16 protein-coding genes and 1 pseudogene are annotated in these 23,320 nt (G+C 55.2%); 13 read left to right on the top strand and 4 right to left on the bottom strand.

Going from position 1 to position 23,320, the window contains the following annotated elements; all coding sequences use genetic code 11:
• Positions 1-34: 34 nt before the first annotated feature.
• Entirely contained in the window at positions 35-2,572 is a 2,538-nt protein-coding gene (gene ligD / locus AC1DQM_RS12190; protein ID WP_064618715.1) for a DNA ligase D, read from the bottom strand.
• A gap of 433 nt (positions 2,573-3,005) precedes the next feature.
• Here ligD and AC1DQM_RS12195 point away from each other — a divergent pair, with 433 nt between their 5' ends.
• The 13 genes and pseudogenes from AC1DQM_RS12195 to AC1DQM_RS12255 all read left to right on the top strand — a co-directional run bounded on the left by AC1DQM_RS12195 (position 3,006) and on the right by AC1DQM_RS12255 (position 18,248).
• The gene (locus AC1DQM_RS12195) at positions 3,006-3,521 is read left to right on the top strand and encodes an Hcp family type VI secretion system effector (protein ID WP_007900657.1); all 516 of its coding nucleotides are present in this window, start codon (positions 3,006-3,008) and stop codon (positions 3,519-3,521) included.
• Positions 3,522-3,653: 132 nt separating this feature from the next.
• Positions 3,654-5,960: a type VI secretion system Vgr family protein gene (locus AC1DQM_RS12200; RefSeq protein ID WP_477746244.1), complete on the top strand. Its 2,307-nt coding sequence runs from the start codon at positions 3,654-3,656 to the stop codon at positions 5,958-5,960.
• Positions 5,902-6,492 carry a hypothetical protein gene (locus tag AC1DQM_RS12205; protein ID WP_081626496.1) on the top strand — a complete coding sequence of 197 codons (591 nt, stop codon included), beginning with the start codon at positions 5,902-5,904 and terminating at the stop codon, positions 6,490-6,492. The genes AC1DQM_RS12200 and AC1DQM_RS12205 overlap by 59 nt, the downstream gene beginning before the upstream one ends.
• Positions 6,452-7,243, top strand: coding sequence for a hypothetical protein (locus tag AC1DQM_RS12210; RefSeq protein ID WP_225609294.1), 792 nt, complete (start codon positions 6,452-6,454; stop codon positions 7,241-7,243). Before AC1DQM_RS12205 ends, AC1DQM_RS12210 begins: the two co-directional genes overlap by 41 nt.
• Before the next feature lie 24 nt (positions 7,244-7,267).
• Positions 7,268-8,005: a DUF4123 domain-containing protein gene (locus AC1DQM_RS12215; RefSeq protein WP_064618721.1), complete on the top strand. Its 738-nt coding sequence runs from the start codon at positions 7,268-7,270 to the stop codon at positions 8,003-8,005.
• A complete protein-coding gene (locus tag AC1DQM_RS12220) occupies positions 8,005-12,663 on the top strand; it encodes an RHS repeat-associated core domain-containing protein (RefSeq protein WP_477746245.1) in 4,659 nt (1,552 codons plus the stop codon). Before AC1DQM_RS12215 ends, AC1DQM_RS12220 begins: the two co-directional genes overlap by 1 nt.
• On the top strand, positions 12,664-12,969 hold the full coding sequence (locus AC1DQM_RS12225; protein WP_018925589.1) for a hypothetical protein: 306 nt from the start codon (positions 12,664-12,666) through the stop codon (positions 12,967-12,969). It abuts the gene before it with no gap.
• Between the two features lie 193 nt (positions 12,970-13,162).
• On the top strand, positions 13,163-13,555 hold the full coding sequence (locus AC1DQM_RS12230; RefSeq protein WP_477746246.1) for a hypothetical protein: 393 nt from the start codon (positions 13,163-13,165) through the stop codon (positions 13,553-13,555).
• The gene (locus tag AC1DQM_RS12235) at positions 13,552-14,022 is read left to right on the top strand and encodes a hypothetical protein (RefSeq protein ID WP_477746247.1); all 471 of its coding nucleotides are present in this window, start codon (positions 13,552-13,554) and stop codon (positions 14,020-14,022) included. Before AC1DQM_RS12230 ends, AC1DQM_RS12235 begins: the two co-directional genes overlap by 4 nt.
• Positions 14,023-14,654: 632 nt before the next feature.
• Positions 14,655-14,960, top strand: coding sequence for a hypothetical protein (locus AC1DQM_RS12240; RefSeq protein ID WP_477746248.1), 306 nt, complete (start codon positions 14,655-14,657; stop codon positions 14,958-14,960).
• On the top strand, positions 14,944-15,411 hold the full coding sequence (locus tag AC1DQM_RS12245) for a hypothetical protein (protein WP_477746249.1): 468 nt from the start codon (positions 14,944-14,946) through the stop codon (positions 15,409-15,411). Before AC1DQM_RS12240 ends, AC1DQM_RS12245 begins: the two co-directional genes overlap by 17 nt.
• A gap of 83 nt (positions 15,412-15,494) precedes the next feature.
• A pseudogene (locus AC1DQM_RS12250) lies at positions 15,495-15,868 on the top strand (DUF6124 family protein).
• Positions 15,869-16,361: 493 nt separating this feature from the next.
• Positions 16,362-18,248: an ATP-binding protein gene (locus AC1DQM_RS12255; RefSeq protein ID WP_477746250.1), complete on the top strand. Its 1,887-nt coding sequence runs from the start codon at positions 16,362-16,364 to the stop codon at positions 18,246-18,248.
• Between the two features lie 7 nt (positions 18,249-18,255).
• Here the strand turns inward: AC1DQM_RS12255 and AC1DQM_RS12260 are convergent, their stop codons facing one another.
• The 3 genes from AC1DQM_RS12260 to AC1DQM_RS12270 form a co-directional block, all read right to left on the bottom strand.
• Positions 18,256-19,098, bottom strand: a complete 843-nt coding sequence (locus tag AC1DQM_RS12260; protein ID WP_225609293.1) for a cyclase family protein — start codon at positions 19,096-19,098, stop codon at positions 18,256-18,258.
• 690 nt (positions 19,099-19,788) lie between these two features.
• Positions 19,789-20,859: a lipocalin-like domain-containing protein gene (locus AC1DQM_RS12265; RefSeq protein WP_477746251.1), complete on the bottom strand. Its 1,071-nt coding sequence runs from the start codon at positions 20,857-20,859 to the stop codon at positions 19,789-19,791.
• Entirely contained in the window at positions 20,849-23,320 is a 2,472-nt protein-coding gene (locus tag AC1DQM_RS12270; protein ID WP_477746454.1) for an ABC transporter permease, read from the bottom strand. Before AC1DQM_RS12270 ends, AC1DQM_RS12265 begins: the two co-directional genes overlap by 11 nt.

The following is a 23,320-nucleotide window of genomic DNA, read 5'->3' on the forward strand; positions in this document are numbered from 1 at the left end:
CTCTTAAGGACGCCTTCGCCGGCAAGCCTGGCTCCTACATCCCGATCCGTCGCCGCATCTCGGCGGTAATCGTCTGCCGGGTTTTCTTCAGCTCGGCCCAGGGTTCATCGCCCACCTCGGCCAGGCGCTCATGCACGGTGTGCAGGTTCCATTGATTGGCGCCCTTGAGCTCAGCCACTTCTTCGCGAAAGATCGGTACCGACACTGGCAACCCTTCGCGGCTGCGTACGGCATAAGCGCAGATCGTGGTGGCGCCGAGACCGTTGCGCAGGTAATCGATGAAGATGCGCCCAACCCGGTTTTTCGGCCCCGACACTGCGGAAAATCGTTCCGGCAGCAGCTTGGCCATGTGACTGACAATCGCATGGCTGAAGTCCTTGACCTCGTCCCAACCGTGTTTGCGGGTCAGCGGTACGACCAGGTGAATCCCCTTGCCGCCGCTGGTCTTGAGAAACGCCTTGAGCCCCAGCTCATCCAGCACCGTGAGGATCAGCCGGGTCGCTTCGACCATGCTCTTCCAGGGCAACGCCGGATCCGGGTCGAGGTCGAGGACGAAGCGGTCGGGTTTGTCCAGATCGACCGACGTGGCGTTCCAGGTGTGCAGCTCCACGGTACTCATCTGCACTGCGCCAATCAGGGCCTCGGCATTGTTGATAACCATCATCGGTTGGCCGGTCAGTGCCTTGTCCAGAGTGATAATGCCGGGTATGGCCAGATTCTCGGCGTTCTTCTGAAAGAACAGTTCGCCGGTGATGCCGTCCGGTGCGCGCACCAGCGCCACCGGCCGGTCCTTGAGTTGCGGCAGAATCCACTCGGCGACGCTGGCGTAATACTCCGCCAATTGCATCTTGGTGGTGCCGCTGCTGGCATCGATCACCCGATCCGGATGCGTGATGCGCACCTTGCCTTGCTCCAGGCCGACTTGTGACGGTGTCGCTTGGGAGGTTTTAGTTTTAGTGGTTGAGGTTTTCACGGTTGTCGGACGCTCCTCGGTGATGTCGGTGGCAGGTTTGTCCTCGCGCAGCCCATGGAACACGGCCTGGCGCACCGAGCCGTCCTTGGTCATCTCGGCGAAGGCCACTTCCGCCAGCAGAACGGGTTTGAGCCAATGCACACCCTTGACTTCAACACCGGTGGGCGGGTTCACCACCGGGGGCTTTTTCGTCTGCAGCGGTTTCAGTTGTTCGTAAAGACGCTTGAGGCTCGCCTCGCTGAATCCGGTGCCGACCTTGCCCGCATAGCGCAATTCCCCGCTGTCACGGTCGTGCAGCCCCAGCAGCAACGCGCCAAAGGCACTGCGCGAGCCTTTGGGATCGGTGAAGCCGACCACGATGAATTCCTGCCGATGCTTGCACTTTAGTTTGATCCAGTCACTGCTGCGCCGGGACACGTAAGGCGAGCCCAGGCGTTTGCCAATCAACCCTTCCATGTGCATTTTGCAGACGCTGTCGAGTAACGCCTCCGGGGACTCGTTGAACGTGTCGGAGAACCGCAACAGAGGGTTTTCATTGGGCTTGAGCACAGTCGCCAGCGCCGCCCTGCGCGCTTCGACAGGAACTTCGCGCAGGTCCACGCCGTTGAGGTAAGGCAAATCGAACAGGTAGTAAACGATGCTGGCGCTACGACCGGCATCGAAGGCGTTTTGCAGCGCCTGAAAATCCGGAACACCCTGCTCGTCCGCCACCACCATTTCGCCGTCGAGCCAAGCCGATTCCAAGCCTAACGCCGCTAGCGCTGCAGCCTGCTCCGGCAATTTGTGAGTCCAGTCGTGACCGTTGCGGGTGAAGAGTTTGACCTCATCGTGGTCGATGCGCGCCATGACCCGGTAGCCGTCGAACTTGATCTCATAGCTCCATTCGCCGTCCGGCGCGGACTCCACCAGTGTCGCCAATTCGGGTTTGAGCAGCTCCGGCAGTCTGGCTCTACGAGCGCCTGTCAGCTGTGATGAGCGCTCTCTGCGCGCCCTCGCCGCTGGCTTTTTTACGGGACTGGGTTTCGACTTGGCGACAATGGTGCGATCGCTGAGTACGCTGTCGGGCTCGGCGGCGACCACGTCGTAATCGCTTTCGGGCCTGGCCGCGCCGTCCTGATGCTTGATCAGAAACCATTGCTCCTGCTTGCCCGGCATGTGCGTGCGCACGAGGTTCCACAGGCCGCCGAGCTTCTCCCCTTGCAACTCGAATTTCAGCCGGCCCTTGGCGTACGCCTTGGCCGGGTCGTCCTGGGGAATCCACACCCCACGGTCCCAAACGATCACCTCGCCGGCGCCGTAATGCCCTTCGGGAATGGTGCCCTCAAACGTGGCGTAATCGAGCGGATGGTCTTCGACGTGGATTGCCAGTCGCTTGACCTTGGGGTCCAGCGACGGGCCTTTCGGCACGGCCCAACTTTTCAGCGCGCCATCGAGCTCCAGGCGAAAGTCATAGTGCAGCTGCGAGGCGTCATGTTTCTGAATGCAGAATTGCAGCGCGTGATCCTTCACCGCTTTTTTGCCCGAACGCTTGGCGGCGGCCGGTTCCGGAGTCGCCACAAAGTCACGCATGCGGTTGTAATCGTCCAGGGTCTTGTTCATGGCTTACCGGGTGCTCGCTGGCGGACGTTGAATCGGCACGTCTCTACATCAGCAGAGCGACAGGTCCGGAAAAAAATTCCATCGCCACTGGAATTGCCCGGACAGACGGCTGGGTCTATCGGGATGATCGCTCGTAGCCTTGATGCGCAACTTCTTGCGCAGTTATTCGTCCCAAATACACCTCAACATCGCTGAACGCCAGGTGGATCAAGCCCTCCAGCCGAGTGCGCAACTTCTTGCGCACCACTGCGCAAGAAGTTGCGCACTTTTTCAGGTGATCGCTGCCGAACAACCTCTCCACGTTTAAAAAATATCCTCAACTACCTGATTTATATGACAAAAAACATTTATGGCACGCTCCTTGATAACAGTCAGGCACCCACCGGGCGATACCGCCTCCCGGGCACCCTAACTTTTAGCAAGGAGCACATCCATGGCTACACCAGCGTACATGTCCGTTACTGGCGAGAAACAAGGCCTGATCACTGCCGGCGCATTCACCGCCGACTCCGTTGGCAACACCTACCAGGAAGGCCACGAAGACCAGGTCATGGTTCAGGCTTTCAGCCACGACGTGATCATCCCGCGTGACCCACAGTCCGGCCAACCGACCGGTCAGCGTGTACACAAGCCAGTCGTGATCACCAAGGTCTACGACAAGTCTTCGCCACTGCTGCAAGCGGCCCTGACCTCCGGCGAGCGCATGAGCGAAATCGTTATCCAGTGGTACCGCACTTCGGCTCAAGGTACCCAAGAGCACTACTACACCACCAAACTGGAAGACGCGATCATCGTCGCCATCAACAACAAAATGCACAACTGCCAGGATCCGTCGAACTCGCACTTCACGCACCTGGAAGAAGTGCAATTCACCTACCGCAAAATCACCTGGACCCACGAAGTATCCGGTACTTCGGGTTCCGATGACTGGCGTGTTCCAGTCGCTTAATCGCGGCTGACGGTTCCAAACATCGGCCAGCTCTGCTGGTCGATGTCATTTGCGCCCTCCAAGAATTTTCGCGTCCGTTGATCCGGCTTTCGGGTGTCAACGCGCGCCGCAGCACTGCACGAGGAACAAGGGATGTTCGCGCCGGCCAATCAGACTCACTTTGCCCTGACTGTCGAAGGTCTGGAAAACGATCTCCAGGTCCTTGCCCTGCAAGGTCGGGAAGCCATCAGCCAGCCTTTTGTGTTTGAGGTGGAGCTGGTCAGCGAGCAGCCGTCCCTGGACCTCGAAACGCTATTGCACAAACCGGCCTTCTTGCAGCTCTCGCCTGACGGCAGCGGCATTCATGGCCAGATCTACCGCGCCGCCCAGGGCGATTCGGGCAAACGCCTGACCCGCTACGCTGTGACCCTGTGCCCGCAGCTGTCCTACCTGGCGCACCGCATCAACCAACGCATCTTCCAGAACCTCACCGTGCCGAAAATCATCGGCATGGTCCTCGAAGAACACGGCATCCAAGGCAATGCCTACGAATTCAAAGTCGGGGCGATTTATCCCGAGCGCATTTACTGCGTTCAATACGATGAATCGGACCTGCAGTTCATCCAGCGCCTGTGCGAGGAAGAAGGTATCCATTACCACTTCCAGCACAGCGCCACGGCCCACAAGCTGGTGTTCGGCGATGACCAGACGGTGTTCCCGAAACTCGCGCCCGTGGCCTACCAGCAAGACTCCGGCATGGTCGCCAACGACCCGGTAATCAAGCGCTTCGACCTGCGCCTGGAAACCCGCACCAGCCGCACCACCCGCCGCGATTACGACTTCGAAAAACCGCGCCTGAAACTGGAAAGCGAGAACCGTGGCGACGCCCTGCCCGACCTCGAAGACTACGACTACCCCGGCCGCTTCATCGACCGCGAACGCGGCAAGCACCTGGCCAAACGCGCCCTCGAGCGTCACCGCAGCGACTTCCAGTTGGCCGAAGGCCGCAGCGATCAGCCGTTGCTGGTCAGCGGCCACTTCCTGGCCCTGACCCAACACCCCAAGGCCAAGTGGAACGATCTGTGGCTGCTGACCGAAATCCTCCACGAAGGCAAACAGCCGCAAGTGCTGGAAGAGTCGGTGACCAGCAGCACCACCAATCTGAAAGACGATTTCCACCAGGGCTACCGCAACCGCTTCCAGGCCACCCCCTGGGACGTGCCGAACCGTCCGCCGCTGAACCACCCCAAGCCACGGATCCTCGGCAGCCAGAGCGCCGTGGTCACCGGGCCAAAAGGTGAAGAGATCCACTGCGACCAATACGGCCGCGTCAAAGTGCAATTCCATTGGGACCGCGAAGGTCAGGCCGACGACAAGACCAGCTGCTGGCTGCGCGTCTCCTCCGCCTGGGCCGGCGCCCATTACGGCGGCATCGCCATTCCACGCATCGGCATGGAAGTGTTGGTCAGCTTCCTCGAAGGTGACCCCGACCAACCGCTGATCAGCGGCTGCCTGTACCACAAGGAAAACGTCGTCCCGTACGCCCTGCCGGCGAACAAGACCCGCAGCACCTTCAAAACCCTGAGCTCTCCGGGCGGCGGCGGATTTAACGAGCTGCGTATCGAAGACAAAAAGGGCCAGGAGCAGATCTTCCTGCACGCCCAGCGCGACTGGGACGAAAACGTCGAGCACGACCAGAAAATCCGCGTCGGCAACGAACGCCACGACACCGTTGAGCAAAACAGCTACAGCGAATTCAAGGCTGAAGAACACCACACCGTCTATGCCGATCGCAAAGTCGAAGCCCGCGCCAACGACCACCTCACCGTGGGCGTCAACCAGCACATCAAGGTCGGCACCGGCCAATTCATCGAAGCCGGCCAGGAAATCCACCTGAGCAGCGGCATGAAAGTCGTGCTCGAAGCCGGCAGCGAACTCACCCTCAAGGGCGGCGGCAGCTTCATCAAGATCGACGCCAGCGGCGTGACGCTGAGCGGCCCGGTGATCAACATGAACTCCGGCGGCAGCCCCGGCAGCGGCACTGGAGCGGCACCGCTGATGCCTGGGGCGCTGAAACAGGCTGATGCCGACAAGGCTGGCGCGGTACTGACGCCGGCGCAGATCAACACCCTGAAACGCAACGCGCCGTTCTGTGAAGAGTGCGAGAGGTGTAAGGCGGGTGTATGCGATATAGCAAAACCTGCCCAAGACACTGAAAAAACCAGCCACGACTTAGTATTTTTAGTCAATGATGAAAAAACGGGTAAACCGAAGCAGAATATTCCCTATCGAATAACGCTTGAATCCGGGATTATTGTTGATGGTGTCACTGACAACAAGGGGATGACCCAAAAAGTCTCATCTAACAAAGCTGAAAAAGCCACTATCGAGGCCCCGTATTATGGCAACACAACAAGCGACGCTCACCCCAACCACGGATCAGACACCTGTAACTGTTAGCATCCCGACCAAGGAGCTAAGCGGTACGCAATGGGTTGCACGATTTCCGACCAGTACAAGTGTGGGCGATCTCACGACTGAGTTCGAAGCCAGTGTGAACAAATTTATTGCAGCGATAAAAGAAGCCGGGGGCAGTGTTTCAATTTCGGCAACTTATCGGCCCAAAGAGCGTGCTTATCTGATGCACTATTCCTCAGCAATATCTAAAGGAATCATTGCACCAGAAGACGTACCTGAAATGGACGGTGTAAATATCGAGTGGGTTCATAGCACCTCAGCGCAATCAATCAGTGCTGCGACCAGCATGGCGTCGGGCTACGGAATTGTGTATCCGCCGGCACTTACAAGTCGCCATACACAGCGAAAAGCCATAGACATGACAATATCCAACATGTCTGGAAAAACAATTGTAAATGCTTCTGGCGCCTCCGTTTTGATCACTCACTTAAGCGACTTGAATCCAGTAGGTACTACATATGGAGTTAAAAAGCTTGTTTCCGACCCTCCACATTGGTCAACCGATGGACATTAAACATACACTTTTCTTCATTCTGACTATTTGCTCAGGGTCAGTATTTGCCCAAGACACTGGATTTGGATTCGTTAAAAATAATCCAGACGGGCAAACTTATTTATATACAACCCAGAATATTTCAAGCAACGAAGTCATTTCGGTCCAATTCCCTCAGGATGGAACCGTTGCTTGCTGCAAGTTAACAAAGACAACTGGGGGAAAACAGCAGCAGGGCGATGCAATGGATCTGCTCAACGAATCCGACATGCACATTTATGGGCTTGACATTCAATACTCTGCGCCTTTCATCGGCATAGCTGTAGTTGGTAAAAATGCAACCGGAAACGGCGTCTCAGCCGTTGAGGTCAAGGATCAAGCTACAACTATCAGCACCTGTTTGAGTCAAGAAGGCGTTCATCTCTTCTCGAGAAAAAATGGGAGTTTGAACGGTCATCTCTATTTGAGCCTAGGTTACGATGTAGAGCCAACGTCAAATTCTTGCGAAACGGAAAGTTCTGAGTCCGTTCCGACCGACGTCTCCGGCTACATCAAAAATAGAGACAACTGTGATTCTTTGCGCGGAGATATTCCTGAACGGGACCCCGCCGACCCGAAAATTCTCGATCGTGTCATCAGCGATATAAATAAATATTGCAAGGGCACCGACCAGCAGCTGAAGCAGTTGAAAGAAAAATACTCCGGAAACGAAAACGTTGAGAAGTTGCTCTCGACTTACGAAGAAAACATTGAAGCTGATATGAGTTTTTAGATTCACTCATCAAGGACGGCTGTTGTGACATCTGAAAACACCAATCCACAGGTCTGGTTATCCGAAACCCCGCTACTGCCGGGTGAACGCCTCTACCTGATCATCAGCGCCGCCAGTGATGCCGAAGCGCTCAAGTCGCTTTACCAAAACGAACCCACAACCCAGGCGACCCCGATTTGGGGTGGTACACCCTACGCGGGCTGGCAGCCGGTGATGCCCTACCTCATCGAGCTGAAACCCAACTCAAGTTTTCTAACGTGGATTGCCGAAACCGATGCTCAGGACTGGGGCTGGCTGGCGGTATCCACCAGTGCGCCGGATGTGGTGTTCGAACATCTGCGCAGCCTGACTCAAGTGCGGATGCCGGATGGGACGCAAGTGTTTTTCCGTTTTTGGGATGGACGGCATATCTATCCGATTCTGGAAGGTCTCGGCGATGCCGCCGGTGAGGTACTGCCGGTGTTTGATCGGTATCTGATTAATGGGAAGAGCCTGGAGGTGGGGCCGAGGGTGGTGCCGCCGGCGAAAGACTGGCCGTGGTGGGAGGTGCCGCAGAAACTGCTCGACAGCCTGGCGAAGCAAAACCCGTCGACCCTGATCGGCAACCTGATGCAATGGCTGGAAGAGGAACGTCCAGACATCTACGCCGCTTACCCCGAGAGCAATCTGAAGCTGAAAATCGCACGTTTCGTGAGCCGGCCCGATGCTCCGAAAAACCTGAATGAAGCACTGTTAAACCACCTGATTCTGGAGCAAGGCTGATGGATCGCGTTGCCTACGTTGACAACCAACTGAGCACGTTCAAGGACAGCTTGAAGCTGTATCAAGAACAGACCAAAACCTGGTACGCGAAAGCCGCCGACAAAGGCAGTCGAGCCGCAGACCTGCCCTCCCTGCTGGGCATGGAGCGCGTGATAAAGGTCGGTAACACCAGCAAATCGGTGAGCATGACCGATGGCGACTTCGCCTCGAACGTTGCCCAGTGCCCGCTCAAGGGGCCACTGCTGATCGAGAGCAAATTCGAATCGGTGTATGACATCCCATTGGGTGACATCGAAGTTGAAATCGTTGCGGTGGAAGGCGGCGCAGTCAGCAAAGTCAAACTCGACGCCCAGGGCAAAGCCAGCTGGACGGAGGGTGTTCCCGGCAAGTTCTACAAGATCCGTGTTCACCACGAAGTGACGCCGGCTCAGATCGATACCTTGTTCAAATCCTATGAAGGCCTGACCGGTCAACTGGAAGGTTTCCTGCGCAAGGAATGGGCCGGTTTCAAACCGCAATGGTCGAACATATCCGCCTTGGGAACGGCCTCGGCAATTGGCAACGGCATCCTTGAAGGCGGTTGGGAAGCGATCAAAGGGGTTTGGGACGGTATCAGCCTGGTGCTCGATATCCTGCAAGACCCGAGCAAGTTTGCCAAAGACCTCGGTGCCGGAACCCAAAAACTGATAGCACTGGCAAAAGAAACGCCAGACGTCATGAAGAAGGCCATGCTGCTGGCCAGCGACGAGGCCGCTCTGTTCCTGATGGTACGCAGTGCCGTGATCTGGCTGGCCGGTTTGCCACCGATGAAGATGGCCGGTGACGCCGCAAAAATGACCACGGCAGCGGTAGTCGGCATCGCGATCGACATCGTGATTTCGATCGTGCTGACCGTTGCTGCCGAGGGTACCGGTGTCATCTACCTCGCCGCGCGCTTGAAAAAGTACGGCGAAATCGTCATCAAGGCCGTGACCGGCTTTGTGGAGTCGGTGTTCAAGATCATCAAAGGCTTCATGGAATACGTCGCGAAGTACACCGCGGTAGCGGCTCGTGGTGTGACGGCTCAGGTGAAGAAAGGGATTGCACAGGTTCGTTTTGACGGGAAGCGAGTGACTACCGTAGAAACGCCGAAAGTCCACTACGATGCCCCCGCTCAGTCCAAGACTCCTGACGAAAAAAGTGCTAACTGCGCCAAAAGCACCTGCACCAATGGCTGTCCGGTTTCGATGGTGACGGGTGAAGAACTGTTGACCCTGACCGATGGTGAACTCGGAGGGCTACTGCCATTCAGTTGGACCCGCCTCTATCGCACCAGCGCCGCGGAAGTCGATTGCGGCCTCGGCTACGGATGGAGTCACGCACTGGCGCAAAGGGTGGACATCAACGGCGACGAGGTAGTCTGGACTGACCACGAAAACCGCATTACGACCTTCCCATTGCCGAGTATTCAACGACCGGCGATTACCAACAGTTTGTCCGAAGCGGCGATTTTCCTCGGTGAGGATCCTTCCGAGCTGATCCTCACTCAAGCTGGCGACCGTTCCCAGTTCTATCATTTTCGCTACAACAGCAAAGGCGCGACGCTGATCGCCATTAGCGACACCTACAACAACCACCTGCACATCACCCGCGACATTCACGGCCGGATCAAACGTGTCGACAATGGCGCCGGTCGCGCCCTGCTCCTGCGTTATGACCGCAAACACATCGTCGCCGTCGATTACCAGCAGTTCAGTCCGGCAGACAATCTGGAAGATGCCTGGGGCACCGTCCAGACCCTGGTCACCTATAGCTATGACACTCAACACCGCCTGATCGAAGCCAAAAACCCGGCGGGCGAAGCCGAGCGCTACACCTACGACGAGCAGAACGTCATTCTTGAGCGCCAACTGGCCGGTGGCGCCAGTTTCTACTGGGAATGGGAAAAAGAAGGCAAATCGGCACGCTGCATCCATCACTGGGCAAGCTTCTCGCAGATGGACGCGCACTACGCCTGGGATGACAAGGGTAGCGTTACTGTCACCAATGCGGACGGCAGCGAAGAGATCTACACCCACGACGATCAGGCTCGACTGATCGCCAAAATTGACCCGGATGGTGCTGAGCACCTCAAGGCCTACGATGACAAGGGTCGCTTGATTGCAGAACAGGATCCGCTTGGCGCAATCACGGAGTATCACTACAACGAAACCGGTCACATGGTGGCGGTTGTTCCACCGGAAGACCAACCTACCGGCTACGAATACAGCAATGGATTCGTAAGCAAAGTAAGTCGCGGCAAGGCGACCTGGAAGTATCAACGCAACGATCAGGGCGATATCACTCAGCAGATCGACCCGGATGGCAACTCCACACATTACAGCTATGACCGCCAGGGTCGCCTGCTGGAGATCCGCCATCCGGACGGCAGTCGCCACAAGCTGGGCTGGAACAACCTCGGCCAATTGCTTGAAGAGCAACTGCCCGACGGCGGTCAGCGCAAGTACCGCTACGACGCCTTAGGCCGCCAGATCACCCGTCAGGAAGAAAACGGCGCCATCACCCAGTACCAGTGGGACGCCGCCAACCGCCTCGCACAAATTACCCTGCCCGGCGGCGCAACCCGTGCGTTCACCTACAACCCTTATGGCCGCGTCACAGCAGAGCGCGATGAACTGGGCCGCATCACCCGATACGAATACGCCGATGGTCTGCATCTGGTTAGCCGTCGTATCAACCCTGATGGCAGCCAACTTCGCTACCGCTACGACAACTCGCGTCTGCTGCTCAGCGACATCGAAAACGAACGTGGCGAGCACTACCACCTCGATTACTACCCCAACGGCCTGATCCAGCAGGAAATAGGGTTCGACGGTCGCCGGACTGCCTACGAATACGACCTCAACAGCCAACTGCTGAAGAAAACCGAATTCGGCGAAGACGGCAGTGAGTTGGTCACCGAATACCAGCGCGATGCCGCCGGCCGCTTGCTGGTGAAAACCCTGGCCGATGGCGAGGAAATTCACTACAGCTATGACGCCCTAGGCCGCCTCGTCAACGTCGACGACGGCCACTGGCCCCTCGCCTACGAATACGACCTGCAGGATCGCCTGATCACCGAACACCAAGGCTGGGGCACTTTACGTTACGAGTACGACAACCTGGGCCAGTTGAGTCATTGCCGCCTTCCCGACGGCAGTAAACTCGACTACCGCTACCAACCCGGCGGACGCCTGAGCAGCATCGACCTCAACGGCTCGCGCCTCACCACCCACCAGTTCAGCGCCGGTCGCGAACAACAGCGCCAACAAGGCCTGCTGCTCAGCCAATACCAGTACGACGAACAAGGCCGACTGCAAGCCCACACCGTCAGTCAGCAAGACCGCAACCTGTTCCGTCGCCGCTACGCCTACGATGCCAACGGCAACCTCGCGGGTATCGATGACAGCCGCAAAGGCAACCGCAGCTACCATTACGATCCGCTCGATCGCCTGATCAACGTCCGTGGCACCACACCGGAAAGCTTCGCCCACGACCCGGCGGGCAACCTCCTGGGCCAAGGCGACCAACCGACCGCGAATCTCGCCAACGTCAAAGGCAACCGCCTGCTGATGCAAGGCGACCGCCATTATGACTACGACGCCCACGGCAACCTGATCCGCGAACGTCGTGGCGCCGGGCAGAAACTCGTCACCGAGTATCGCTACGACTGCCAACATCGCCTGATCGGCGTCAGCCTGCCCGGCGGCAGCATCGCAAACTACAAGTACGACGCCTTCGGCCGACGCATCGCCAAAACCGTCGATGGTCAAACCACCGAATTCTTGTGGCAAGGCGAACGCCTCATCGCTGAAAGCGCCGACAATCGCTATCGCACTTACATTTATGAACCCGGCAGCTTCCGCCCATTGGCGATGCTCGATGGCGAAGGCCCGCTGAACGCTACGCCTTTCTATTACCAACTCGATCATCTCGGCACGCCACAGGAACTCACCGACTACAGCGGCGAGATTATGTGGTCGGCGAAATACCGGGCCTACGGCAACCTCGCCACCCTCGACGTTGCAGAAGTCGACAACCCGCTGCGCTTCCAGGGTCAGTACTTCGACGCGGAGACAGGCTTACATTACAACCGGCATCGCTACTACAATCCGGGGACTGGACGGTTTTTGACGCCGGATCCGATCAAGCTTGCGGGCGGGTTGAACAACTACCAGTACGTGCCTAACCCTACGGGGTGGGTGGATCCGTTGGGGTTGAATAGCGAATGTCCGGGGGGAGCGAGTTGCAAGCCTGGAACGGTTGAAGATCCGGCGAGTAAGGCCAAGGTAAATGAGGGGACATCAGGAGCACCTGATGTTCAATGGACGAATCACGGTAACAAGCACGTAGCCCCCAAGGCCCCCTGGCCAAATGTTGTTAAATCAACGGCAAATGGAGGCGCGGCAAGGTATTTACCTGGGACAGACATCGAAGCACTCGAGCGGCATGCATTTAAAAATGGCCAAGATGTTAACAACGGAAAGCCTTGGAAAGTTATTGATATGGGCAAGACTATTGGCGCCAACGATGGTAAAGAAACACGCTTCATGAGGGTTGAACTAAGCGCAAACACTATCCACGGCCACCCTATTTCCGAAGAAGCATTTAAAAAACTCACAAAAGCGAAGAAAAACTGAATGGACACTAAAAAAATTATAGAACTTGGCGGAACAGTCACATTTGATGACATCTCCCACCTCAACCAGCTTATTGACACTTCGATGATCGTTGATGACTTAAAGGAGGATCTATTCCAAGCCGTCTTCCCACATGATCAACTTATTGACATAGGTTGGTACCCTGAATTCTGTGAAAACGGCACATTTAGAGTTTCTTTAATTAAAGCCTATGACTGGGAGCACCCAGCTTTCAGCGAAAAAGCAAAAAGCTGGACAGAATTAAACAAGGCAATTTCCAATGCTTTAAACAAACTAGAAAAATGATCGCCCGAGCGCTCAAAAAAAAAAAAGCCACCTCATTTTGGCCTTTCAGAAGAAAATGCTAGACGCAAATAAAAGAATCATAATCCCCGCCGGAGAGTCGAGAGAAAAGGGGACAGATTTATTTTTCATGCCATAAAATAAATCTGTCCCCTTTTGGCTCAGAGAGCTTTTCGCAAAAGAGGGAGGATCCTTCGTGGTAATCGAAAGCTGGATCAAAGGCTCGAAATATCCAAGCTTTCCACCACGGAAATTTGTAGGACTGTCCTCCGAAATGGAAGATGTTGTCGCAAAATATCGAGCCGCTGGCAACGATTGGAGGGTACTAAACAACGAACTAAACCTTGGAGCAAAAACTCTGGAGGGCGACGGGATATATATCGTTAGAATCAAGCCTGATGACCCAAGATTCAGATATGAAATGCCTAATGGTAAGGAAAATGGTGCGTATCCGAACGAATGGGTTCCAGGTGGAGCAACCAAAAGCGGAACAAAAGAAGCGGCTTTGATCGGCTCTGAAAGTGTCACCCATGATAGCGATGTGGGAACATTGTTGAAAAATTTTGATGACTGGGAAAAACTACAATGAAAACCACGTTCGAAACTGCCTTAGACCAACATGAAATTTCTGACTTCTTCAAAGGAAATGGCATCTACTTCGCCCGGGGATCCGAGTGGGGCGATCATTTATACATAAGCAACTGGCAAGAGATGTGTAGCGTACTTAAAACCCAAACAGCCGCACAGACTCTGCTGACAACCATATTTGAAGAGTACATAAAATGCCTCAATGAAAGCTACGAAGATGCTGAAGGGCTATTTTCAAACATAGCCGCTTATTATATAGCAAGAGGTATGTTTCCATTTTTATCAGACAAAAACTACGACCTAATTGAAAATCTTAACAACAAGAGCAAAGAGCAGATAGGCCGCGCATGTAGACTCTTGAGAAATGAATATGACATAAGAAACAAAGACCTGCAAAAATATTCATTTGAGCAAGAAGTTCAGAAAATAAAAAGAAATGGCTGCCTCATCGAACTCGAGACCTTATAAATATAAAAACCAAACCAAAAAAATTCATCTAGCGATCACTTACAAACTTACACAAACAGAAGAAATAGAACCAAAAAAAGGGGATGAAGAAAGGGGGCAGCGCCAATGAAAACTAAATTTCAGACCACATTAGAAAACAGAGAATCCCCAGAGTTCTTTAAAGGCCAAGGACAATATTTTTCCAGGGACCCGGACTGGGGCGACCACCTCTACATAAATAACTGACAGGGCATTTGTGGATATCTCAAGCTGAAAGACGCCCCGAATACAATATCATTAGATGCACTCAGTATTTATTTACAATCACTACACAGCAGTTACGAAAATGCAGACTCACTACTGCCAAATGCAAACTAATGTGCACCAATATTCCATTTATGTCGACGAATAGTTTGGACAGAAAAGGGGACGGATTTATATTTCATGCCTAAAAACAAATCCGTCCCCTTTTGATACTTTTGATACTTTTGATAAAAATAAATTTACCACCTTTTGGCAACTGATCATTTACAAACTTATACAAACAACCCCTCCCTAACTAATAATCTTGCCACCAGAAACATCAGTCCCCTGTCTGTAGCAACTGCAATTATCAAATGACGTTTTCTTCATAAAGGATAGGAGTCTCTCGTTTGCTTTATTCTGATCTGCAAAACACTGTTCAGCATGCCGGATTCACCGCCACCGAATTCTCAGATCAACAAGCATACTTCGGCTGTTGGTCACTGACCGTTGAAGGTCATGGACACACCTATTTGATCGTCCACGAAGGACGAGACGGTTGGCTAATTCTCTATCGCCGGGATGTATCCGGAACACTCACTGAACTAGACAAGAAAGAGTCGGCCAGAATGGACGAAACAGATAAAGCGGCTCAATGCCTAATCTGGCTTACTGACTGCCCTCTCCTTTGGATGCTCAATGAACAGCAACTTTGAAAAAGCACTAAACAGAGATGACTTCCCAGACTATTTCAGAGGAACTGGCATTTATTTCACGAAAGATCCTGACTGGGGAACTCAGCTACACATCATTAACTGGCAAGGACTGTGCGGCTTTCTAAAAACACAAAAAAATCCAGAGTCAATACTAAAAAACTCGTTCAAAAAATACTTAGCTACTATTAATAATACCGTGGAAAATGCAAATGACCCCCTCGAAAATATTGGCTGTTATTACTACATGCGAAAAAAGGTTCCAGCCCTAGCTGCAAATGGGTTCGATCTGGTCCGCGATATATCTAGAAACGAAAAGCAGACAATATCCAACTCCATAGAGTTCCTGCGTCAAGAACTGAACAAAGCCAATAACGCACAAGACATTGAGCTTTACAATCGGCGAATGACAAAAATTCTCAATGATGACGGACCAAATCTAGAGAGCTTATAAGCATAAAACAAAGATAGAGAGGACAGATTCACTTTCTAAGCGCTCATAAAAATAAATCCGTTCCATTCTGCCTGGCATCCAGCCTGAAAAAGATCACCCCCAATCCCCCTGAAAGCCCCAACGATTCCGACTCCCTCAACCCCATTTAACTCAGCCAAGCAACCCAACGCGCTGTCAGCGCCCGCCTCCGCAACCCCAAAATCCCGACCCCATCAGCCACGTCTTCACCCTTCTCCCCAACATCCGCACCGAAACCCTGTTAAGCCACGCCTGCGAAACCCTCGCCTCGCTCAACGCACTGACCCCGACCTGGCCTGTGAACTTCGAAGGCTCACACCGCAGCCTGGCGCTATCAATTCAGCAATTGGCCGTGCTAGGTGAATTGTTGGTAAACCGGGCGTTGGACAACCTCGATCCACCCGGTGGGGCGTCCGACACTCGGGAGGTTCAACCATGACTCGATACATGTCGATTACCGGCATCGACTGCACGATCCCTTCCCTCCCGATCGACACCGCAGCGCCTGTCGATGTGCTGCAGGACACGGCCGCATATCGCATTCGTTGTGTCACTCAACTGTTGGAAGAGAGCTGTCTCCGGGCGACGTGCTGGATGTGGTCGGACGGCGGTTACGGGCCCAGCCTTAATTCAGCCAATAAAAATGGGCGACTCCAGGGTCGCCCATTTTTATATCCGACGTTTAATATCATCCCTCAATTTTATACACAGAGCATTTGGCAAGAGGCTGCTAAAACTTCGCCCGCAAATTTCTTGATATAGGAGCAAAATTCTTCCAACTTCCACTATGGTGGGCTCTTCCGCAAAATCGCGACCTTCCCAAAAACCCAGAAAAACTGGCTACTCGGTCAAGTAACTTCCTCACTGATAAACAATGGTTTTCAACCAGTCTTCAATCTATGCTTGGGCTGACAGTATGGAGGCTGTGATGAATGTTCAAACTCAGACGGAAAACATGGGCTTTACTTTTGGTCTACATCGTAGGTGTCAGTGGCTATATCTACTACCTCTACGTCGAGACTCAGGGAATTCTCACTGACAACATTAATAACAAGCTGCTGCATGCCGCGCTGGGCGCGTCAGCCATCCTCGGCGACCGCTACCATGACAATCTGATCGACAAACAGTCGAAAACGGAAGCGCAAGACTGGGATACCATTCAGCGGCTTTCCAGATTCAACGAGTCCATGGGCACCGCCTTTGTCTACAGCGTGGTCAAACGCGATGGGGAAGCCTATCTGATCAGCTCCAGCGCCTCGAAAAAAGAGATTCAAGAGCAGAATTACGTACGCTTTTTCGATCCTTATCCAGATGCCAGTCAGGCCCTGCTCGACAGTTTTGAGCGTACCGAGCCCACCTGGATCGATTACTCGGATCACTGGGGAGACTTTCGCGCCGTCTTCGTCCCAATGAAATCCCAGGACGGGACGGTTTATGTGGCAGGTGCGGAGATGACGTTGGCGAACTACAACCAACAACTTAATCAGGACTCTCTGCACCATATCATCCTTGCCATTCTGGTATTTCTCGCCTTCAGTCTTTTGTTCGTGATCGACTTATTGCGCATGCGTGCTCATCTTCAGCAACTGCAAATAAACGAACAGGTATTGAGTCAGGCAAAAGATGCCGCCGAAGACGCGGATCGTTCCAAGACCCGTTTTTTAGCCACCATGAGTCATGAAATCCGCACCCCCATGTACGGTGTCATCGGTGCGACCGAGTTACTGGCCGGCTCCGCCCTGAATCCCGAGCAAAGCGCTCTGGTCAATACGATTCATACCAGCGGACGAACCCTGCTGTCGCTTATCGACAACATTCTCGACCTGGCAAAGATCGAAGCGGGCAAACTTGAATTGAGGCCTCGTGTATTCGAAGTGAGAGCATTGGTTTCATCCAGTATTGAAATGATCCGGCAAAACACTCAGGGCAAACCAATCATCACTGAGGCTCAGGTATCACCGGATGTACCGCACTGGGTCAAAACCGATACCGATTGCCTTCGCCAGATACTGATCAACTTGTTGGGTAATGCGGTCAAGTTCACCGAAACCGGAACAGTATCGCTCGTGGTCAAAACGAGCGGTGACAGCCCTCGAGCCCGACTCGAGTTCTCCATACGCGATACTGGCATAGGTATCCCTTTGGCGCGGCAAGACAGCCTGTTCAAGCCCTTTGTTCAGTTCAAAGGGCCAGCCAGTCAACGCTTTACCGGAAGTGGGCTAGGTCTTTCAATTTGCAAGAATCTGGTCGAGGCGCAACAGGGGACTTTATCCTTTACTAGTCAGCCTGGTATCGGATCGACGTTTTCCTTCTCACTCCCCATGGAGCCTTTTTCCGTCTCGGAAATCCCCCTCGGGGACGATCATGCAACGGTTGGTTTCGACTCATCTTTTGCCGGGGATTACCCGCTCGATATCCTGTTGGTGGAGAACCATCCCATTAGTCAGAAAGTTGCCTTGGCGATGTTACAGGCGTTGGGTTATACACCCGCCCTTGCGTCAGATGGTCTGGAGGCGATCAACGAGTGCATGACGTCGATTCCAGATATCATTTTCATGGATATCAATATGCCTGTTATGGATGGGCTAGCGGCCATCCGTAACATCCGCGAACTACCACTGGGCGATACGTGCTACATCGTTGCGTTCACCGCGAGCGCTTTTTCGAGCGAGATAGAACGTTTCAGGGCCGCCGGTGCCAATGACATTTTGACCAAACCGGCAAACTTCCAGGCCTTGACCCAAGTACTTCAGCGTGCAGCCAACTACCGGCGACAGCTCCAGGCCAGTACTCCGGTAGTGGATGCAATTTCAAGTTGAAATGGGCTCAGGGTACAAACGCCATTACGGAAACAGGAGAACCCGACCCCTCTTTGAGTCGAAGCACGCCAATGACCAGTGTCGTGCCTTTCGCAGGTAGCTGATCGAGATTAGTCAGGCACTCCAGGACAATGCCATCTTTGGCCAGAATCTGGCTGTTGGTGGCATAAACCGTATCCTGACCTGGATCAGCGCCATGTGTATCGATACCGACACCGGCGATTTGGCGTTCTTCAAGCAGAAACTGGGTCGTAGCAGCGCCCACACCGGGAAAGTGTGGGCCTTTCGCGTCTTCATTGATAAAGCGCTTGGGATCGTTCCACAAGGCTTGCCATCCCGTATAAAACAGCACAACAGAGCCTTGGGCGATGCGCCCATTAGCCTGTTCCCATTTTTCGATGTCCTGGACGCCAATCACATAGTCCGGGTTATCCCGAGCCTGGGTTCGTATATCAATCACAACGGCCGGACGCACCAGGGACTCTGGTTTATAGGCATCAATCCCGATGGCATTGGGGTGAAAACTATTGGGCGCGTTCATATGGGTAGCGCTGTGCTCGCCGATGCTGAAACGCCGCAGGTAATAACCGTCTTTTTCCTGTGAAGCCACCACGTCGAATGTCACTGGAGGGTCGTTAGGCCACAGTGGAATCGTCGTGCTAATGACATGGCTGAGGTCAATGACCTTTCGAAACTGAATACTCTGCATTCCTTTGACTTCCTTATCCTCTGCGAAACTTTTAGCGACGCCGACCGACAGCAAAGCGGCCAGTACGCCGATGGATACCCGTTTAAAACAGCTCTTGTTTTGCTTTGATCTCGCCATAACGATTGGCTCCCCTTTGATCATTAAGGACTCCTACCCTCGAGCCCAGCTGTGGCTCCAGCCATTCTCTACTCCCTGTTCGTTGATCCTGAAGAGGTTTGTGTATTGGAGAGTATCAATATTGATCGTTTCAATGCATCACCGTAACCGTCCAGGCGCCCCACTATGCATCGACTCGCGGCACTTTACGCGGGTTGGCCATCCCGTTGCAGGACGGTTGCGATTTGATGGATGTGGTCGGACAGCGCTTGCGGAAGCAGCTTTAGATCTTCCAATAAAAATGGGCGACCCCAAGGTCGCCCATTTTTATATCCGAAACTTTTAAACAGCACCTCCCAAAGAAGGTGTTCGCCCAGTGTAATGGCCTTGGCAATCCATGCACCGGTAAAGAGCCCTGACACCGGGCGAACGGGAAGGATTTTAATAGAATTTGGCAGATATGTCCTCGTGTATAAACATGAAATTTATGCACGTAATATTTCGTAAGGCCCCGCTTACACAACGTCTACAAACTTCTTAAAATCACCAGTTCGACCATTAAAATTGATTGTTCTTATACAGCTATCCGCACAAGAACAATCAATACGTACAAGTAATGATCAGCTTGGGTGCCGGCTGTTCACTTTCAGCACATCGTTACAGGTCAGCACAACGCTCTGCCCTGCTTTCAGATCTTTCAATTTCACCGAATAGTGTCGCGCCGAGAACTCCAATTCAATACCCGGTCATCTCCAGATACCCCTGCCCGCCATGACTGCCGCTCAGCCGCACCGGCCCTTCCCAATAAGGAATGCGCAAGTCCATCCAGGCCTTGGGATTAAGGGCATCGATGGTGATTTCGAGGTGCTTGCCCGGGATGTTGATCGACCAGCGCACAGGCATCGAACGCCCGGCGACCTTGGCGGTGTCTTGCGGTGTGAGGCTGATATCGTCGGCGTGCAGCAACTGCGTCTGCCCCTGAGCGTCGATCCAGGTACCGGTGAGGTATGGCGCGCCGTCCTTTTGCCGCATGCGGTAGAGCATCACTTGCTCACCGCTGTCCAGGTGCAGGGAGAACCAGTCCCAACCGGTCTGGTTGGCGGTCAGCGGTTGACTGCTCCACTCGCGGTCGAGCCAGGCCGGGCCGTTGACCGTGTAGGTTTTACCGTCGATTTCGAGGGTACCGCTGGCCTGGAAAAAGGGCTGGCTGTAGTAGTACGACGCCTGGCCTTGTTCGGATTTCTGGCTGAAGCCTTTGTCTCCTTGAAGCACCAATGGCCGGCTTGACGTCAGTCGAAGCTGGTAGCTGAACGCCTTGTCGCGGGCGCTGAGTTGCAGGTCTGCCAGCGGGTTTTCGTCGGTGGCCTGACTGCTGAAACGCCAGTCATCGATCCATGCGTTGAACGGCTTAAGGGTCACTCCGGCCTGGCCGACACCGCCTCGGGCATAGCGTTCGGCGGCATGATGTGCGGTGGCGGATGTCACGGCCGCGTGGCCCAACCAGATAGTCTGATTGGCCCAGCCAGGTTGCTCGGGCGTCGCTTTCAAGGCGCTGCGAAACAGCGTCCATTGCGCGCCGAACTCGTGCCCCTGATCGTTCTTGAGGTTGGCGGTGACGTACCACCATTCGATGCGAAAGCCATCGTGGGCGCCGTGGTCCGCCGGGAAACTGAATTCTCGCCCGGGCACCACCGGGGTAAATGCGGCGGCCTGATGGCCGAGGCCGGCGAAGCCTTTTTCCGGCGCAGGCGTGTTGTCGCAGCCGCTCAGCAACGCCAGCAGCAACACGCAGATTTTAATCTTCATGAGCAAACGTCCGCAGCAGATCCGCCGGTTGCGTGCGATACAGCGAGTACAACGGCCACGCCGACGCGAGCAACGTGGCGAGCAAGGCCAGGCCCATCAACTGCAACAGTTGCAGTGGAAACACCCGTAGCGGCAAGCGCCAGCCGAAGGCCTGCACGTTGATCACCGTGTCCAGGCACCACGCCAATGCGATGCCCAACGGCAATGCCAGCACCAATGTCAGCACCGCGAGCAACCAGGTCTGCCCGAGGTTGAGCAGCATCAACTGTCGCCGCGTCACGCCCAGCGCCCACAACGGCGCGAGTTGTCCGAAGCGACTCTGGCTCTGGGTCAGCAGGCTAATGAACAGCGCCACGCCCGCGACGAAAAGCGTCAGGCTGTTGAGTGCGGCGGTGGCGGCGAAGGTACGCTCGAACACTTGTGTGGACCAACCCTTGAGCCGGGCCTGATCGACGATGCGGCTGTCGTCCAGGGCGAAGCGCGCTTGCAGCGCGGCCAGGAACGCGGGAATCGACGCGGGCTCGATGCGCAGGTTGAAACGGCTGGGTGTCAGCTGCGGCCAGCCGCGCAGCAGGTGATTGATGTTGACCAGCAGATGGCCCTTGGGATTGCCGTAGTCGGCGTAGATCCCGACGATCCGTGGCGACCATGGACCGTTGGGCGTGGCAATGGTCACGTGATCACCCAGGCGCACCTTCAACCGCCGGGCCAGTTGTTCGCTGAGCATCAGCGCGTCGTCCTTGGCCAGTCGTTCCCAAGGGTCGTCGCCCAAGGCCTCCAGCAACGGCCAGTGCTGGCGATAGGTCGGGTGATCGATCACGCCGAAGACATCCGCCGGCCAACCCTGTAACTGAATCGACACTTGCCAGTTGGGTAGCACCGCGCTGACTTGGGGTTGTTGTTTGAGCCATGTGTAAAGCTCTCGGGCCTGGGCCGGATTTTGCGGATTGACATACAACTCGGCGGTCAGGCGTTGTTCGAGCCAGTTGTTGAAGGTCTGGCGGAAACCGGCGGTCATGCTGCCGGCGCCGATGTTCGCCGCCAGCGCCAATAACAGCGCCATCAAGGCCAGGCTCAGGGCCGGCAACTGCTGACGGCAATCGGCGACAAACCATTGGCCGAGCACCGAGCGACTGCGCCGCAGCACCCGGTTGAGCACACTGTTCAACACCACCGGCAAGGCCAGTGCGGCGCCGATCAACAACGCGGCCATCAGCACGAAACCACTGCTCAGGCTGTCGCCGAACATCAACGCCAACACCGCGATCAGCGCAGCCATCGCCGCGACCCAACCCTGGCGCCGCAACCAGCGCGCGTGGGCCTGATGCCAGGCTTGCGGATCGGCCAGCGCCAGCAACGGCAAACGCGCCGCTCGCAGCAAACTGTTGGCACCGGCCAGCAACGCGCCGAGCAGGCTCAGACCGATGCCGCTGAACCACCATAGCGGGCTGAGGCTCAACTGTCCCGGCACTTCGGCGCCGTACAAGCCGCGCAAACTGGCGGCGACGTCCGGCAACAGCACGCCGGCCAGCAGGTAGCCGCTGACCACGCCAGCGACACCACCGATCAACGCCAGACCACCCAGCTCAACGGCGAGGCCGGCAATCAACATTCGCGCACTGACGCCACAGGCGCGCAGGGTTCTGAGCAAGCCTCGACGTTGCTCCAGCGCCAGACCGATCGCCGCGTGCACGATGAACAGGCCAACCACGAACGACAGAAAGCCCAAGGCATCGAGGTTCAGATGGAAGCTCTCGGTCAGACGCGCAAGATTGTTTTCTTCGCCGCTGCTGATGAACTGGAGTTGACCCTTGAACTGATCAGGCAGGGTCGCGGTGAAATCCTTGGGCAGCAACAGACGTGACAGTTGATCGGGCAATTGCAGAATTTGCTGGGCGAAGCCGATGTCCACCAGCAACACACCGGGGGCCATGTCGGGTTGGGCACGCAGTGGCGGCAAGGCGACGCCGCTCTCGGCCGTCGGTGTTTCACCTTCGTGCAAGCTCAACGCCTGCAAGGTCTGCGGCGAAATCCAGGTGCTGCCCGGCGCCGTGAAGAACTCGACGACCTGCTCAATCGGTAATGTCTGCCCGGCCACTGCGGAACCGGCCGGCAGCGACACCGGTTCAATGCCCATCAACTGCAAGCGCTGGTCTTCATGGCCCTTGAGCGTCACCCGGCCTCGCAACACCGGTGATACCGGCCAACCCGCGCGACGCAAGTCGATAAACAATTGCTGAGGGAACACCCCGCCGCCGGGCGCGCTGAGGCTGGCTTGAGGTTCGCCACCGATCAACTGACTGGCCCGCGCGTAGCTTTCCCGTGCCTGACTGTTCAGCGCTTGCACGCCGGTCAGCAGGCTGGTGGCGAGCCAGAGCCCGGTCAGCACACTGAAAAATTGCACCGGATGTTGCCGCCAATGGCTGAGCAGCGCCCGCAATGTCTCGCGAAAAACCCGCAC

Source organism: Pseudomonas sp. 01L34, assembly GCF_056400265.1.